Source organism: Limnohabitans sp. MORI2, from assembly GCF_027925025.1.
GTDB lineage: Bacteria > Pseudomonadota > Gammaproteobacteria > Burkholderiales > Burkholderiaceae_C > Limnohabitans.
The window spans coordinates 1969487-1984953 of sequence record NZ_AP027058.1 but is presented as its reverse complement, the minus strand read 5'-3'; the positions used below and the strand labels follow the sequence as shown (position 1 = coordinate 1984953).

Genomic DNA, 15467 nt, shown 5'->3' with positions numbered 1-15467 from the left:
TGCTGTTTAGTTGCCGCTGTAGGGATGCGCTTGTTTCCAATGGCGTGCAATGTCGATGCGACGTGGCACCCACACGCGGTCGTGTTTGGCAATGTGGTCTAAAAACTTTTGCAAGGCCACAATGCGCCCGGGCTTGCCGAGCAAGCGGCAGTGCATGCCCACGCTCATCATCTTTGGGGCTTCGTCACCTTCTGCATACAGCGCATCAAAGCTGTCGCGCAAATACACAAAGAAGTCGTCCGCTTGGCTAAAGCCTTGGGGCAGGGCAAAACGCATGTCGTTGCAGTCGAGTGTGTAGGGCACAACGAGTTGGGGCACGACATCACCATTGCTTTTTTTGACCTTCATCCAAAAGGGCAGGTCTTCGCCGTAGTAGTCGCTGTCGTATTCAAAGCCGCCGTGGTCGGCCACGAGGCGGCGGGTGTTGGGGCTGTCACGGCCGGTGTACCAGCCTGCGCCATGAATGCTGTTGCCGTGTGTTGTGCTGGTGAGGCGCTCGATGATCTCGATGCCTTGCTTCATGTGCGTACGTTCGGTGGCTTCGTCAATGGTTTGGTAGTTGATCCAACGGTAGCCGTGGCAGGCAATTTCGTGGCCTAGTTCTACAAACGCGGCTGTGAGTTCGGGGTGGCGCTCCAGCGCCATGCTCACGCCAAACACGGTGAGGGGCAGGCCGCGTTTTTCAAACTCGCGCAGGATGCGCCACACGCCCACGCGTGAGCCGTATTCGTAAATACCTTCCATGCTCAAGTGGCGGTCTGGAAAGCTGGGCGGGTTGAACATCTCGCTCAAAAACATTTCGCTGCCAGCATCGCCGTGCACCGTGGCGTTCTCGCCGCCTTCTTCGTAGTTCAGTACAAATTGCACCGCAATACGGGCTTGGCCCGGCCACTGGGCGTGGGGCACATTGCGGCCGTAGCCCACCAAGTCGCGGGGGTAGGCGGCGGTGCTGTCGTAAATGGCTTTGGGGTTAGACATGCGGTTGAACTCCAAAAGATTTAAGACAAAGCCATGGCAATGTCGTTGCTAGGCACTTTGCGGTCGAGGGCCAAGCCTTCTTCCACGTTCCGCAAGTGTTCGTCCATCAGCTTGACGGCTAGCTTTTCGTCTTTGGCCACGATGGCTTTCAAGATTTCCGCGTGCTCTTCGGCTGAGTGTTCGGCGGCATTGCTGCTTTGGTACATCAGCGTGATGAGGGCGCAGCGTGAAATAAGTTCGCTCAAGATTTGGGCGAGGACTTGGTTGCCCATCAAATCGGCCATGCGCACGTGGAAGTCGCCTAGCAAATCGGTGCGGCCAGGCACATCGCCTCGGCTGACGGCGGCTTTCTCTTCGGCCACGTGGTCCTTGAGTGCTTTGATTTGTGCGGGGGTGACGTGGCGCACAAAACTGCGCGTCATCTCAAGCTCCAGCATGCGTCGTACAGCAAACACTTGGCGGGCTTCATCAGAAGAGGGCGTGGCCACAAACGCGCCACGTGCGGGCTCCATGCGAATGAGGCGCTTTTGCACAAGTTGAAACAGCGCCTGACGAATGAGGGTGCGTGACACACCAAAGTGATCAGCCAGCTTTTGCTCGGCCAGTTTGGTGCCGGGGTGCAGGCGGTGCTCCACAATGGCTTTGGTGAGGGCATCCACAATGCTGCGGGTGGCGGTTGAGCTGTCCATGTTGGGTCTCCGGCGAATTCACTGAGGTCCATGATAGACCTAAATGGAAAAATTGTATACACTTTCAGTCGACCAAGTCGGTCGCTAACCATTTTCGGAGCATTTCATGGGATTGAGCACACACGTTTTAGACACCATGCACGGCGGCCCTGCAGCGGGCATGAAAGTGTCGTTGTTCACCACCGCCGAGGACGGCCACGCCACCTTGGTCAAGTCGTTCCACTTGAACCACGATGGTCGTAACCCCGACGGCCCGCTGTACGACAACGACAGCTTGAAAAAAGGCACCTACCGCTTGGTGTTTGATGTGAAGGGCTACTTTGCCTCTAAGAACGTTGAATTGCCAGAGCCCAATTTTTTAAACCAAGTCAGCCTTGACTTTGGCGTGGCCCACACCGACCAGCACTACCACGTGCCCTTGTTGGTGAGCCCGTGGAGTTACTCGACCTATCGCGGTTCTTGAGTTCAACTTACGGGTAACTCCCGTCAAACTTTCATTTAAATGCATCAATATCGCCAATAATGCCGAAATAATTAATTTAGTCGTTATTGGAGATTTGCTTTGGAAAAGTTTGATGTCTGCGTGATTGGTGCCGGTCCGTCCGGTTTTGCGGCGGCCATGCGCGCCATCGACTTTGGCAAGCGTGTGGCGCTGGTCGAGCGCAACAAGGTGGGGGGCGCTGGTATTTTTGACGGTGCGCTGTCTTCCAAGACGTTGTGGGAGCTGTCAGAGAGCTACCAACAAACGCACAACACCAATTTGGGCTACACCGTGTATGACTCGGAGGTGCATTTCTCCAGCGTCATGCACCAAGCGCACCGCGCTGTGGCTGAAAAGCATGTGCAGCTCAAAAAGCAAATTGCGTATTTCCAAAAAACGGGGCAGATCACGTTTTTCAACGGCCACGCCAAGTTTGCATCCAAAAACGAAATTGGCATCACCGATGCCGAAGGCCAAACCCAAACCATTTGGGCCGACAACACCGTGATGGCCGTGGGCAGCCGCCCACGCTATCTGCCCCACATCCCGATTGACGAAAAGATCATCCTGACCAGCGATGGCGTGTCGTCGTTGCCTGATTTCCCCAAGAGCATCGTGATTTTGGGCGCGGGTGTGATTGGTTGTGAATTCGCCACCATCTTCTCGAACTTTGGCAAAACCAAGGTTTTCTTGATCGACAAGGAAGAGCGCATCTTGCCCTTCGAAGACGAAGACATTTCACATGCCGTAGCGGCCAATTTGGAAGACAACGGCGCGGTGATTCACCACGGCGCAGCGCTTGAAAAAATGAGCATCGTCGACGGCAAAGTCGAATATGTGCTCAGCTTCAAAGATGGGCGCAAAGAAACCCACACGGTTGAAAAAGCTCTGATTTCCGTGGGGCGTGTGTCTAACCACGAGAACCTCGGCCTTGAAGCCGCAGGCGTGACCTTGAACGACCGTGGCTGTATTGACGACGAGCACACCCGCTCCAACGTGCCCAATATTTACGCGGTGGGCGATTTCACTGCCGACATTTCATTGGTCAACGTGGGCGAACTCGAAGGCCGCCACGCGGTGGAGCGCATGTTTGGCGAGCCTAAGCGCGAGCTGGTGTACGAAAACATTTCCACCATCATGTTCTTGAACCCCGAAGTGGCTGCCGTGGGCTTGAACGAAACCCAAGCGCGGAAAAAGAAAATTCCGTACCGCTTGGCGTCCATGCACTACCGCTACGTCAACCGTGCTTTGGCCATGCACAAGCTCGATGGCTTTTTCAAAATCTTGGTGTCTGACGACGACGAGATGAAGATTTTGGGCATGCGTGTGATGGGGCCGCATGCCTCAAGCACCATCATGGCCGTGGCATTGATGATTTCGATGGACATTGGCATCGAGCATTTGGCCGAACTGATCTTCCCGCATCCCTCGATTCCAGAAGGCATTCAAGAATGTGCCCGCATGTTGATGGGTACCTCGATTGTGAAACCAGAGGTATTCAATTTGGACGTGCGTTGCTACCGCGTGGATGCCGAGGGCCGCATCGAAGACCTGTAAATATTTGTATACCAAGCGGCATACCTGCTGCGGATTTGGGGTGCAAGTCACTAAAATCTGGGTCTTTCCCCCAGATTTCACACCCCACCATGTCACAAGTCACCAACACCGTGCGCTTTGTGCTCGACGGCCAGATCGTCGAAGCACAGGGCGAGCGCCGCACCACCACTGTTTTGGACTATCTGCGCGAGCAGATGCACCGCACCGGCACCAAAGAAGGTTGCGCCGAGGGCGACTGTGGCGCTTGCGTCATCATGGTGGGCGAGCTCAACGCCGCTGGCACGGGCGTGGACTATGTGCCCACCAACGCCTGCATTCAGTTGCTGCCTTCGCTCGATGGCAAATCGGTCAAGACGGTCGAGAGCCTGAAAAAAGCCGATGGCACCTTGCACCCCGTGCAAGACGAAATGGTCAAGTGCCACGGCTCGCAATGCGGCTTTTGCACACCCGGCATCGTCATGAGCTTGGTGAACTTGGTGCAAACCAACACCGCGCCCAACCGCCAAGAAATCACAGATGCTTTGAGCGGCAACCTGTGTCGTTGCACAGGCTATGCGCCCATCATCGATGCGGCCTCTAAAGCCTGCCAACACAAAGCCGCTTTGAAAGTGGATGACAGCGCCGATGTGCCGCTGTTGAAAGAAATCAAACGTGCCAGCACGCCCACCATGAGTTTGGATGGCGAAATCATCGTGCAACCCGTGGTGCGCACGCGCAAGGGCAACGAGTTTGTGTCGCCCTCGACCTTGGCCGAAGTGGCCGACTACTTGGTCAAGCACCCCACCACCACTTTGCTGGCAGGTAGCACCGAAATTGGTTTACAGGTGAACAAGCAGTTCAGCCGCCCCGACCACATCATGTATTTGGGCAACGTCAAAGAGCTGCGCCAAGTGAGCGAGACCGACAAAGCCTGGCGCATTGGCGCGGCGGTGTCGCTGGCCACGGTAGAAACTTTGGTCGCCAAGGCCTACCCCGACTTTGCCGAAGTGCTGCGCCGCTTTGGCTCCACGCCCATTCGCTCCACCGCCACGCTGGCTGGCAACATTGCCAACGGCTCACCCATTGGCGACTCCATGCCTTGCTTGCTGGCGCTGGGCGCCAACCTTGTGCTGCGCCGTGGCGAGAAGACCCGCAACGTCTTGCTCGAAAACTTCTACAAAGGCATGAAGCAAAACGTGCTCGAAGCGGGCGAGTTCATTGAAGCCATTGAATTGCCCAAGCCTGTGGCCGGTCAAGTGTTCCGCGCCCACAAGGTGAGCAAGCGTTTTGAGCAAGACATCTCGGCCACGTGTGCCGCCATCAGCTATACGCTCCAAGGTGGTAAGTTGAGCGGCGTGAAGTTGGCCTACAACGGCCTGAGCCCATTCCCAGCACGCGCACCCAAGCTCGAAGCCGTGCTTGAAGGCAAAGCCCCAGCCGATGTGAAAGCAGCTGACTTGGATGCCGCGATTGCCGCAAGCTTCACCGCTCGCGACGGCCTGCGTGCCACATGGGCCTACCGTGCTTTGGTGGCCCGCAATTTGGTGCTTGAATTCATTGAAGAACAAACGACGGAGGTGGCATAAATGAACGCTCCTACCAACCTGAAAAACCTCTTGCCTGCCTCTCATATTCAGCAGGGTACTGATGTGGTCCACGAGTCTGCCCACTTGCACGTGACAGGCACGGCCACCTACATCGACGACATTCCCGAGCACGCAGGCACTTTGTATGCGGCGATCATCAAATCGCCCGTAGCGCATGGTGAATTGATTGGCGACGGCATTGACCGCGACGCCATTCTCAAAGAGCACGGCGTCGTAGCCGTCTACACCGCCAAAGACATTCCGGGCGAAAACAACTGCGGCCCCATCGTCCATGATGACCCGTTCCTCGCTGCTGGCAAGGTCGAGTTCGTGGGTCAAGCTGTGGCCGTGGTGGTCGCGCGTGAAATGATTTACGCCCGCGAAGCTGCCAAAAAGGCCAAGGTCTTGGTTAAAGAACTCAAACCCATCTTGACGGTGGAAGAGGCCATGGAAGCCGGCAGCTTCATCATGCCGCCCAAAGGCATCACACGCGGTGACGCTGCGGCTGCCATTGCCAGCGCGCCACACAAAATCAAAGGCACGACTCGCACAGGCCAGCAAGAACAGTTTTACCTCGAAGGCCAGATCACCTATGCGGTGCCCAAGGAAGACGGTCAGCTCACGCTGTACGTGTCGACCCAGCACCCAGATGGCAATCAGCGCGAAGCCGCGCACGCCCTGAACCTGCACACCAACGACGTCGAAGTGATTTGCCGCCGCATGGGTGGTGGCTTTGGTGGCAAAGAGGGCAATGCCAGCATCTTCAGCCAGAGCGCTGCCCTGGCCGCGCACAAACTGGGCAAGCCCGTCAAGCTGCGCGTGAACCGCGACGACGACATGACCATCACTGGCAAGCGCCACGACTTCCGCATCGACTACGAAGTGGGTTTTGACGACAACGGCCGTGTGCTGGGCGCCGACATCACGCTCATGTCGCGCTGCGGTTACAGCACCGACTACTCCGGCCCAGTGAACGACCGCGCCTGTTTGCACATAGACAACAGCTACCACATCCCAGCACTCAAGCTGGTGAGCCACCGCTGCAAAACCAACACACAAAGCGCCACGGCTTTCCGTGGTTTTGGCGGCCCACAAGGCATGTTCGGCATCGAAACCGTGATGGACGAAATTGCGATGACTTTGGGCAAAGACCCACTGGAAGTGCGCAAGCTCAACCTCTACAAAGACCCCGCCATCAGCGGCACCCCCGACACCATGACCACCCAATACAACCAGCTCATCGAAGACTGGGTGGGCGACAAGGTGATCGCGCAAGTCGAGCAAGAGTCGAAGTACGCCGAGCGTCGCGCAGCAGTGCAAGCCTTCAACGCCAAGAGCAAAACCCGCAAACGCGGCATTGCGCTCGTGCCTTTGAAGTTCGGCATCAGCTTCACCGCCACGCACTTGAACCAAGGCGGCGCATTGCTTGTGGTCTACATGGATGGCTCGGTGAGCTGCAACCACGGCGGTACCGAAATGGGACAGGGCTTGAACACCAAGATGGCGCAGGTGTGCGCCGATGGTTTGGGCATTAGCGTGGACCATGTGCGCATCACTGCTACTGACTCGCAAAAAGTGCCCAACGCTTCTGCCACCTCGGCATCGAGCGGTGCAGACATCAACGGCGCGGCCATCATGAACGCGACCGCGCAAATGCGCGAGCGCTTGAAGCCTGTGGCTGCCCGCATGTTGGGTTGCGCAGCCGAAGAAGTGACGTTTGCCAATAACGAACTGCACGGCGGCGGCAAGTCGGTCAAGTGGGCCGATGTGACCAAGCAAGCGTGGCTCGACCGCGTGGGCTTGTCAGTCACGGGTTTCTACATGACGCCTGAAATCAAATACGACTTCACCACCCTGAACGGCCGTGCTTTCTATTACTACTGCTACGGCGCGGCCGTAAGCGAAGTGGAGATCGACACCCGCACCGGCGAGTGGTGGCTCAAGGCCGTGGACATCGTGCACGACGTGGGTCGCAGCATCAACCCCGCATTGGACAAAGGCCAGATCGAAGGCGCCTACGTGCAAGGCATGGGCTGGCTCACCATGGAAGAGTGCATTTGGGACAAAAAGGGCAAGCTGCTCACGCACGGCCCCAGCACTTACAAGATTCCAGTGGCAGGCGATATTCCTGAACACTTCAATGTGTCGTTGTTCGAGAACCAGAACATCAAGCCCACGCCGTTCAACAGCAAGGCCACGGGCGAACCGCCTTTGATGCTCGGCTTGTCGGCCTTCTTCGCCTTGCGCGACGCAGTGGCGGCCAGCGCCGACCACAAGGTGGTGGTGCACATGGATGCACCGGCTACGCCCGAGCGCATCTTGATGGCGTGCGAAGCCGTCAAAGCAAAAGCCGCTGCTTGATGCACAGCAAGCCCGTCGCGTGCGCGTGACGGGTTTTGCTGGCTTCACATCCATGCCTCGCCACACGGCAGAACTTTTGCAACAACTCCAACATGCCGATGGTGTGTTGGTGTCGGTTGAGCGTGTGCAGGGCTCTGGCCCACGCGAGGTAGGGTCTTGGATGGCGGTGTTTCCGCAGACTTTGGTGAACACCATTGGTGGCGGGCATTTGGAGTTTCAGGCCATCACCGAAGCGCGTGCTTTGTTGTCACGGCCCGCGCACATCAATCCCTCGGATAACGCTGCGTCGTCTGCACACGGCAATGTGCCATCGCCACTTACGCACGAAGACAACACCCTCACCACGCGCTACGCCCTAGGCCCCGCCTTGGGCCAATGCTGCGGCGGCGTGGTGCATTTGAAATTCGAGCGCATCAGCGCTGCCGATGCATCAGCACTCAAACAACGCTTGCTGGCTAACGGCCAACCACTTGCCTTGTTTGGCGGTGGTCATGTGGGCCGCGCTTTGGTGAGCGTGCTCAGCACCTTGCCCTACAACGTGCAGTGGATTGATAGCCGAGACGAAATCTTTCCTGCGCACCTGCCGCCCAATGTGGTGTGCGAGCATTCCGACCCCGTGCAAGCGGCTGTGGCCGATGTGCCCAGCGGTGCCAGCGTGCTCATCATGAGTTTTAGCCACGCAGAAGATTTAGATGTGGTGGCTGCGTGCTTGATGCGCCAACGCATCCACGGTGATTTGAAGTTTGTCGGTCTCATTGGCAGCAAAACCAAATGGGCCACGTTTCAACACCGCCTCGAAGCCAAAGGCTTTACCGCCGAAGAATTGGCTTTCATCACATGCCCTATCGGGGTGAGTGGTATCACGGGCAAAGAGCCAGAAGTCATTGCCGTGGCTGTGGCCGCGCAGTTGTTGCAACTGCGCTGAGCTTTAGTCCTTCATCACCTCGTGCATCAAAGCACGCACCTTGCCGAGCAGTGGCGGTTCGGTCCGTGTGGCGATGGTGACCAAGCCGAAGCGTGCTTTGGCATTCAAGGCGGGCGTGACAGCGAGCTCCACCAAATCGGGGGCCGAAGCGCGAATGGCCAGCACGATGGCGTTGCTGCTGCGCGCCACATCAAGCAAGCTGGAAATTTCTTCACATCGCAAATTCACCAATGTGTTGGGGTGGGCTTGTGCGCCGAATCGCTCCATCAAAATGCGAGCCACCTCATCGCTCAAAGGGGTGGAGGCGATAGGGTAGTCACGCAGCATGTCAAATGTCACTTGGCGTTTTTTGGCCAGCGGGTGTGTGGGCCGACACATGAACGTGCCCTTCATTTCTTTGAGCGCTTCTATTTTTAAATCAGCAGCGGGTTGCAGTGAGCGAATGTCCAAGATCAACGCATCCAACAAACGATCTCGGAGTGCTTGTACCAAGAGCTGAGTGCTGCCCCGCGAAATGTCGATATGGGCCTGTGGATGTTCGTGGGCCATGACCATGAGCAGTGGGGTCATCAACATGGCGCCGGGGCCAGAACCCATGCCCACCCGAAGTTGCCCTAGCTCTCCGGTTTTGAGCAATTGGCCGGTGCGGCGCAATTCGTTGGCCTCGTCTACCAAAGCGCGAGCGCGCTGAACAATCTGCGCACCAAACGTGGTCAGCTCATTGCGCCGTCCCACACGGTCAAACAAAGGTTGGCCGAGTTCATCCTCCAATGCTTTGATGCTTCGGCTCAATGCAGGCTGCGTCAGGTGGAGCTTGTTGGCCGATTGACTGAACGAGCCACTGCTGGCCAATTCGATCAAATGTTTGAGTTGAACCAAGGTCATGGCATCTCCAATCTATGCATTTAAGTTATTGAATATGACACAAAAATGCATTGGACATTATAGAAATCGCTTTTCACAATGCCCCCATAACAACCACTTTGGAGTGAGACATGTCTTTTTCTTTCAAATCATTCAGCACAGCGCTCGCAGGCTTGTTGTTGGCAGGCTCTGTGGCTGCGCAAACTTACCCTAGCAAACCCGTCACCTTGATGGTGCCGTACCCCGCAGGCGGTTTGTCGGACGTGATTGCACGCACAGTCAACAACACCTTGTCTAAGAACATGGGCCAGCCCGTGATCGTGGAAAACCTCGGCGGTGCCAGCGGTTCCATTGCGGCACAGAAGGTGCTCAATTCACCTTCCGACGGACAAATCATTTTTCAGGGCTCACCCAATGAATTGATCTTGGCCCCTTTGGCGATTTCCGCTGTGAAGTTCAAGAGCGAAGACTTCCGCTTGGTGCAAATGATTGCGACCGCACAAATTGCATTTTTGGCCCGCAAAGATTTGCCTGTGAGCAATGTGGATGAGTTTTTGGAGTACGCACGTAAAGAGGCCAAAGAAGGTCGCCCCATCACCTACGCTAGCGTGGGGCCTGGCTCGTTTTATCACTTGCTGGGCGAGCATTTGTCCAAGGTGACCAACATACCGATGACCCATGTACCCTACAAAGGCGCAGCCCCTGCTAACCAAGATTTGTTGGGTGGTCAGGTCGATATCTTTTTGGCGCCCTTTGGCAAGTCATATGAAGAGTTGAACAAACAAGGCAAGCTCAAAGTCTTGGCCATGCTCAACCACGATCGCTTGGAGTCGGTCAAAGACTACCCCGCCATCAGCGAGAGCAAGTCGCTCAAAAACTTCACCTTCAACATCTGGACCGGCTACTTTGTGAAGAAGGACACGCCCGAGCCCATCGTGCAAGTGATTCACAAAGCCATCACCGATTCACTCAACGACCCTGCTGTGCGCGGCGGTCTCGAGGCCAACAGCCAATTGGTGGCCAAGCCTTTGTCTTTGCAAGCGGTGGGCAAGGCCTACAGCGATGGCACAGCGCAGTTCCGTGCGATTGCCAAGTCGATCAACTTGCAACCTCAGTGATATGACGTATTTGCGTGACGCCATCAGCGCGCGTGTGGGTGAGTTCATCCAACTGCGCCGCGACATTCACCAACATCCAGAGCTCGCGTTTGAAGAACACCGCACGGCAGACTTGGTGGCTAGCAAGCTAGAGAGCTGGGGCTATGCCGTGCACCGTGGTTTGGGTGGCACTGGCGTGGTGGGCACGCTCAAGCGTGGCAGCAGTGCCCGTCGTTTGGGTTTGCGTGCCGACATGGATGCCTTGCCCATTCAAGAAGCCACCGGTGTGGATTGGGCCAGCAGCACGCCTGGCCTTATGCACGCGTGTGGCCACGATGGGCATACCGCCATGTTGTTGGCCGCCGCCAAAACCATTGCGAGTGACGCCACGTTTGACGGCACTTTGAATTTAATTTTTCAACCTGCCGAAGAAGGCGGCGGTGGTGCAGTGCGCATGATGGCCGATGGCTTGTTTGAGCATTACCCGTGCGACGCTGTGTTTGCCATGCACAACATGCCAGGCGTGCCGCAAGGCCACTTTGTGTTTCGCGATGGCGCGGCCATGGCGTCGAGCGACTATGTGACCATTCGCGTGCATGGCACAGGTGGGCATGGGGCCATGCCACATCGTGCGGCTGACCCGCTGGTGGCCGCTGCGTCCATCGTCATGGCGCTGCAAACCATCGTGGCCCGCAATGTTGACCCCTTGCACACCGCAGTGGTCACGGTGGGGGCGATGCACGCAGGCCAAGCCAACAACGTCATTCCGGCTTTGGCCACTTTGGAGTTGAGTGTGCGTGCCTTGGATGCCGATGTGCGCCGCTTGCTAGAGCAGCGCATCAAAGCCTTGGTGGCTGCACAGGCTGAGAGCTTTGGCGTGACGGCCGAAGTTGATTGGCGGCCCGGCTACTGTGTGCTGGTCAACAGCGTGGAGGAAACCAACTTCGCGCGTGACGTGGCGCTCAGTTTGGTGGGGGCAGAGCACGTCACCTTGCACGGCCCCGCGCTCACGGGCAGTGAAGACTTTGCTTTTATGCTCGAAAAAATTCCTGGCAGCTATTTGCTCATCGGCAATGGCGACGGCGACTCGGCTGGTGCGTGCATGGTGCACAACCCCGGCTACGACTTCAATGATGACAACATCGCCACCGGTGCGGCCTACTGGGTGGCGCTGGTAGAGAGGTATTTGTCCGTCTAGAATGATTTGAAATTCAATCGACGACACGTCGACGTGTTGACCGGGAGAGACTGCCAGCGTTTTCAAGCGTGTGGGCAGCGCCGAAGGAGCAACCGCCCCGGAAACTCTCAGGCAAAGGGACCGGTCACACGCACTATCTCTGAAGAGCTATTGGCGCTTACGTCCGCCAGTGCACCGAAGGAGCAAGCAAACCGCGTGAGTGGTTTGTGAATCTCTCAGGTCAAGATACAGAGGGGGCGCATTGGGCACGCGGCTTGCGTGCTTGGCGCACAACCCCTTGACGTCTTGAAAGCTCTTAATCATGAAAACCATCGCAATCATTGGTGGCGGCATCACCGGCGTGACCACCGCTTACGCACTCGCCAAGCGCGGCTTTGACGTCACTTTGTTTGAACGTCACCGCTATGCCGCCATGGAAACCTCGTTTGCCAACGGCGGCCAACTCTCGGCATCTAACGCCGAAGTGTGGACGCACTGGAGCACCATTCTCAAAGGTTTGAAATGGATGCTCAAGAGCGATGCACCGTTGTTGGTCAACCCCGCACCGACTTGGCACAAGCTCTCGTGGTTTGCCGAGTTCATGGCCTCCATTCCAGACTATGAACGCAACACGGTAGAAACCGCACGCATGGCTGTGGCCGCCCGCCAGCATTTGTTTGCATGGGCGGCGGAAGAGGGCATCGACTTTGACCACAAGCGCGAAGGCATCTTGCACATTTACCGCGACAAAAAAGGCTTTGACCATGCGGGCAAAGTGTCCGAGCTGTTGGCCAAAGGCGGCCTGCCACGCCGCGCGGTGACACCCACTGAAATGAAAGCCATCGAGCCCACGTTGGCAGGTACTTACTACGGTGGCTATTTCACCGAGAGTGACTCGACAGGCGACATTCACAAATTCACCAACGGTTTGGCTGCTGCTGCGGCTCGTTTGGGTGTGCGCACCTTGTATGGCCAAGACGTCGCAACCGTGCAAAGCAACGGCACACAAGTCGTTATCACCGTGGCACAAGAAGACGCCGCACCGAGCGTTCACACCTTTGATGGCGTGGTGGTGTGTGCGGGTGTGGCCAGCCGCGACTTTGCAGCGCAGTTGGGCGATCGTGTCAACATCTACCCCGTCAAAGGCTATTCCATCACCGTCAACTTGAACGACGCGGCCAGCCAAGCGGGCGCACCCAATGTGAGCTTGCTCGACGATGAAACCAAACTCGTCACCAGTCGCTTGGGGGTAGACCGCTTCCGCGTGGCGGGCACAGCCGAGTTCAACGGCGTGAACCGTGACATCCGAGCTGACCGCATTCGCCCATTGATCGATTGGGTGGAGCAATGTTTCCCCAACATCAACACCCGCTCCGTGGTGCCATGGGCAGGCTTGCGCCCCATGATGCCTAACATGATGCCGCGTGTGGGTAAGGGGCGTGCGGCCAATGTGTTCTACAACACGGGGCATGGCCACTTGGGCTGGACCTTGTCGGCAGTCACGGCCGATATGCTGGGCAACGTGGTGGCAGACACCGCCCGTGCCGTGCAAGTGCCGGGCCATTTGCAAACCGCTTGACCTGCCCAACGGGGCCTGCATGGCGCAGGCCTTGCTAGGGTTTATCCGAGACCTGTCCGTTTTGACTGGCGACAAAAATTGTATACACTTCATGTCACCTGTCGCAGCGGAGCAGGCCTTGGAGTCGAGGCCTTGTTCGCGACCCTCGTGCCATTCACAGCGCCCGCAGTGGTGAAAGGCAAACTAGCATCAAGTGACTGAGGTCTCGACATGGACGCATATTTTTTAGACTGGGCCAACCTGCTGTTGCGTTGGGTGCACGTCATCACCGCCATCGCATGGATCGGTTCTTCGTTTTACTTTGTCTTCTTAGACAACAACCTCATCAAACCCAACTCGCCTGACCTGCTTGAAAAAGGCGTGGACGGTGCGATGTGGGCTGTGCACGGCGGTGGTTTTTACAACCCGCAAAAGTACATGGTGGCGCCAAAGAAGATCCACACCAAACTGCACTGGTTCTATTGGGAAAGCTATTCCACTTGGCTCACGGGCTTTGGTTTGTTCACCGTTCTGTACCTTTGGAACGCGAGCACGTTTTTGATTGACAAGTCGCTCATGGACTGGTCGCCCGCTGCGGCCATCAGCGCAGCTTTGGGTTTCTTGGTCGCGTTTTGGTTGATCTATGACACCGTGTGTCGCGTGTTTGGCTTCCGTGAAAACGGCGAGCGCATCGTGGCCCTCACCATGATCGTGGTGGTGGCGTTTGCGTCTTGGCTGTCGTGCCAGTTATTTGCAGGCCGTGCAGCTTTCTTGTTGGTGGGCGCGATGATTGCCACATCGATGAGTGCCAACGTGTTCTTCTGGATCATCCCAGGCCAACGCAAGGTGGTGGCCGCCATGACATCGGGCGTGGCGATGGACCCCAAAGAGCTGGCCACGCACGGCAAGCGCGGCAAGCAGCGCAGCGTGCACAACACCTACTTCACGCTGCCCGTCATCTTTGCAATGCTGAGCAACCACTACAGCTTTCTGTACACGCACGAAAACCACTGGATCATCTTGGTGATGATGATGTTGGCCGGCGCCTTGATTCGTCAGTTCTTCGTGCAACGCCACGGCTACCACTTGGGCCGCGCCAAAAACCCGCTGCCGTTTGCCATTGCAGGTGTGGTGATTTTGCTGAGCGTCATTGTGTGGATGCGCCCAGCGCCATCTGCCACCGTAGCTGCAAGTGATGCGCCTGTGACGTTTGCAGAAGTGAATGCCATCTTTGTGCAACGCTGCCAAAGCTGCCACGGCGAGCAAGTGCAAATGAAGAACGTGCGCTTCGACACACCAGAAGGTGTGAAGCAACATGCTTTGGGCATTTACCAACAAGCCGTGGTGACCAAGCAAATGCCGATGAACAACGCCACAGGCATCACCGAGGCCGAACGTGCCACCATCAAGCGTTGGTACGAAGCAGGAGCCGCGCTGAGATAATCAGCGCCTATGACACTACGCCTGATGCTGGCTTTCGCCAGCACTCTTTTTTTTGCTGCTGCACAAGCGGGTGAAGTGACGGTGGCTGTCGCAGCCAACTTCACCGCTCCCATGCAAAAAATCGCCAAGGCGTTTGAGCAGGACACGGGGCACAAAGCCCAGTTGGCATTTGGTGCGACGGGCAAGTTCTACGCACAAATTAAAAACGGTGCGCCGTTTGCTGTGTTGTTGGCCGCCGATGACGAAACCCCTGCACGCTTAGAAAAAGAAGGCCTCGCTATTGCAGGCACGCGCTTTACTTATGCCACGGGCCGGTTGGCGCTGTGGAGCAAACAAGCCAACGTGGTGGATGACAAGGGGGAAGTGCTGCGCAGCAACAGCTTGAACAAGTTAGGGATCCACAAGATAGCCATTGCCGACCCCAAGCTCGCACCCTATGGCATTGCGGCGATGGAAGTGATTCACAAGATGGGCGTGCAGGGCAGCGTGATACCGAAGCTCGTGCAAGGCGAAAGCATTGGCCAGACTTACCAATTCGTCAGCACCGAAAACGCGCAGCTGGGTTTTGTGGCCTTGTCGCAAATCTCTGTTGATGGTCGCATTCCCCAAGGCTCGGCGTGGGTTGTGCCGCAACACTTGCACACGCCTTTGAAGCAAGATGCTGTGCTGCTCAATGCAGGTAAAGACAACGCGGCTGCAACGGCGCTGCTGAAATACCTGCAGGGCGACACTGCCAAAACCATCATCAAAAGTTACGGCTACGCCTTGTAAA

At 56.8% G+C, this 15467-nt stretch carries 13 protein-coding genes and 1 riboswitch; of the genes, 10 read left to right on the top strand and 3 right to left on the bottom strand.

Features of this window, described 5'->3' with window-relative positions:
- Nucleotides 1-6: 6 nt before the first annotated feature.
- On the bottom strand, nucleotides 7-978 hold the full coding sequence (gene puuE, locus QMG27_RS09420) for an allantoinase PuuE (RefSeq protein WP_281810798.1): 972 nt from the start codon (nucleotides 976-978) through the stop codon (nucleotides 7-9).
- A 20-nt stretch (nucleotides 979-998) separates the two neighbouring features.
- Nucleotides 999-1667 carry a GntR family transcriptional regulator gene (locus tag QMG27_RS09415; protein ID WP_281810796.1) on the bottom strand — a complete coding sequence of 223 codons (669 nt, stop codon included), beginning with the start codon at nucleotides 1665-1667 and terminating at the stop codon, nucleotides 999-1001.
- 106 nt (nucleotides 1668-1773) lie between these two features.
- Here QMG27_RS09415 and uraH point away from each other — a divergent pair, with 106 nt between their 5' ends.
- From uraH to xdhC, 5 genes are all read left to right on the top strand, one after another.
- Entirely contained in the window at nucleotides 1774-2130 is a 357-nt protein-coding gene (gene uraH, locus QMG27_RS09410) for a hydroxyisourate hydrolase (RefSeq protein ID WP_281810795.1), read from the top strand.
- A gap of 99 nt (nucleotides 2131-2229) precedes the next feature.
- Nucleotides 2230-3705 (top strand): NAD(P)/FAD-dependent oxidoreductase, encoded by a 1476-nt coding sequence (locus tag QMG27_RS09405; RefSeq protein WP_281810794.1) that lies wholly within the window; start codon nucleotides 2230-2232, stop codon nucleotides 3703-3705.
- An 89-nt stretch (nucleotides 3706-3794) separates the two neighbouring features.
- Nucleotides 3795-5270, top strand: a complete 1476-nt coding sequence (xdhA, locus tag QMG27_RS09400; RefSeq protein WP_281810793.1) for a xanthine dehydrogenase small subunit — start codon at nucleotides 3795-3797, stop codon at nucleotides 5268-5270.
- Complete coding sequence (xdhB, locus tag QMG27_RS09395; RefSeq protein ID WP_281810792.1) at nucleotides 5271-7631, top strand: xanthine dehydrogenase molybdopterin binding subunit; 2361 nt, start codon at nucleotides 5271-5273, stop codon at nucleotides 7629-7631. It begins immediately after the preceding gene.
- A gap of 52 nt (nucleotides 7632-7683) precedes the next feature.
- Complete coding sequence (gene xdhC, locus QMG27_RS09390) at nucleotides 7684-8556, top strand: xanthine dehydrogenase accessory protein XdhC (protein ID WP_281810791.1); 873 nt, start codon at nucleotides 7684-7686, stop codon at nucleotides 8554-8556.
- Between the two features lie 3 nt (nucleotides 8557-8559).
- On the opposite strand, the gene QMG27_RS09385 is transcribed toward xdhC, so the two are convergent.
- A complete protein-coding gene (locus QMG27_RS09385) occupies nucleotides 8560-9441 on the bottom strand; it encodes a LysR family transcriptional regulator (protein ID WP_281810790.1) in 882 nt (293 codons plus the stop codon).
- Nucleotides 9442-9551: 110 nt separating this feature from the next.
- On the opposite strand from QMG27_RS09385, the gene QMG27_RS09380 reads away from it, so the two are divergent.
- The 5 genes from QMG27_RS09380 (at nucleotide 9552) to modA (ending at nucleotide 15466) form a co-directional block, all read left to right on the top strand.
- A complete protein-coding gene (locus QMG27_RS09380; protein WP_281810789.1) occupies nucleotides 9552-10538 on the top strand; it encodes a tripartite tricarboxylate transporter substrate binding protein in 987 nt (328 codons plus the stop codon).
- Nucleotide 10539: 1 nt separating this feature from the next.
- Nucleotides 10540-11715 carry a M20 aminoacylase family protein gene (locus QMG27_RS09375; RefSeq protein WP_281810788.1) on the top strand — a complete coding sequence of 392 codons (1176 nt, stop codon included), beginning with the start codon at nucleotides 10540-10542 and terminating at the stop codon, nucleotides 11713-11715.
- Nucleotides 11716-11746: 31 nt separating this feature from the next.
- A riboswitch (glycine riboswitch) is annotated at nucleotides 11747-11848 on the top strand.
- Nucleotides 11849-12016: 168 nt separating this feature from the next.
- Entirely contained in the window at nucleotides 12017-13273 is a 1257-nt protein-coding gene (locus QMG27_RS09370; RefSeq protein ID WP_281810787.1) for a D-amino acid dehydrogenase, read from the top strand.
- A 210-nt stretch (nucleotides 13274-13483) separates the two neighbouring features.
- Nucleotides 13484-14695, top strand: coding sequence for a urate hydroxylase PuuD (locus QMG27_RS09365; protein WP_281810786.1), 1212 nt, complete (start codon nucleotides 13484-13486; stop codon nucleotides 14693-14695).
- Nucleotides 14696-14704: 9 nt separating this feature from the next.
- Entirely contained in the window at nucleotides 14705-15466 is a 762-nt protein-coding gene (gene modA, locus QMG27_RS09360; protein ID WP_281810785.1) for a molybdate ABC transporter substrate-binding protein, read from the top strand.
- The last annotated feature ends 1 nt before the right edge of the window (nucleotide 15467 follow it).

Bases quoted from the DNA above. Each gene is read 5' to 3' on its own strand.
- puuE (WP_281810798.1), bottom strand. From the start codon at position 978: ATGTCTAACCCCAAAGCCATTTACGACAGCACCGCCGCCTACCCCCGC.
- QMG27_RS09415 (WP_281810796.1), bottom strand. From the start codon at position 1,667: ATGGACAGCTCAACCGCCACCCGCAGCATTGTGGATGCCCTCACCAAA.
- uraH (WP_281810795.1), top strand. From the start codon at position 1,774: ATGGGATTGAGCACACACGTTTTAGACACCATGCACGGCGGCCCTGCA.
- xdhA (WP_281810793.1), top strand. From the start codon at position 3,795: ATGTCACAAGTCACCAACACCGTGCGCTTTGTGCTCGACGGCCAGATC.
- xdhB (WP_281810792.1), top strand. From the start codon at position 5,271: ATGAACGCTCCTACCAACCTGAAAAACCTCTTGCCTGCCTCTCATATT.
- xdhC (WP_281810791.1), top strand. From the start codon at position 7,684: ATGCCTCGCCACACGGCAGAACTTTTGCAACAACTCCAACATGCCGAT.
- QMG27_RS09385 (WP_281810790.1), bottom strand. From the start codon at position 9,441: ATGACCTTGGTTCAACTCAAACATTTGATCGAATTGGCCAGCAGTGGC.
- QMG27_RS09380 (WP_281810789.1), top strand. From the start codon at position 9,552: ATGTCTTTTTCTTTCAAATCATTCAGCACAGCGCTCGCAGGCTTGTTG.
- QMG27_RS09375 (WP_281810788.1), top strand. From the start codon at position 10,540: ATGACGTATTTGCGTGACGCCATCAGCGCGCGTGTGGGTGAGTTCATC.
- QMG27_RS09370 (WP_281810787.1), top strand. From the start codon at position 12,017: ATGAAAACCATCGCAATCATTGGTGGCGGCATCACCGGCGTGACCACC.
- QMG27_RS09365 (WP_281810786.1), top strand. From the start codon at position 13,484: ATGGACGCATATTTTTTAGACTGGGCCAACCTGCTGTTGCGTTGGGTG.
- modA (WP_281810785.1), top strand. From the start codon at position 14,705: ATGACACTACGCCTGATGCTGGCTTTCGCCAGCACTCTTTTTTTTGCT.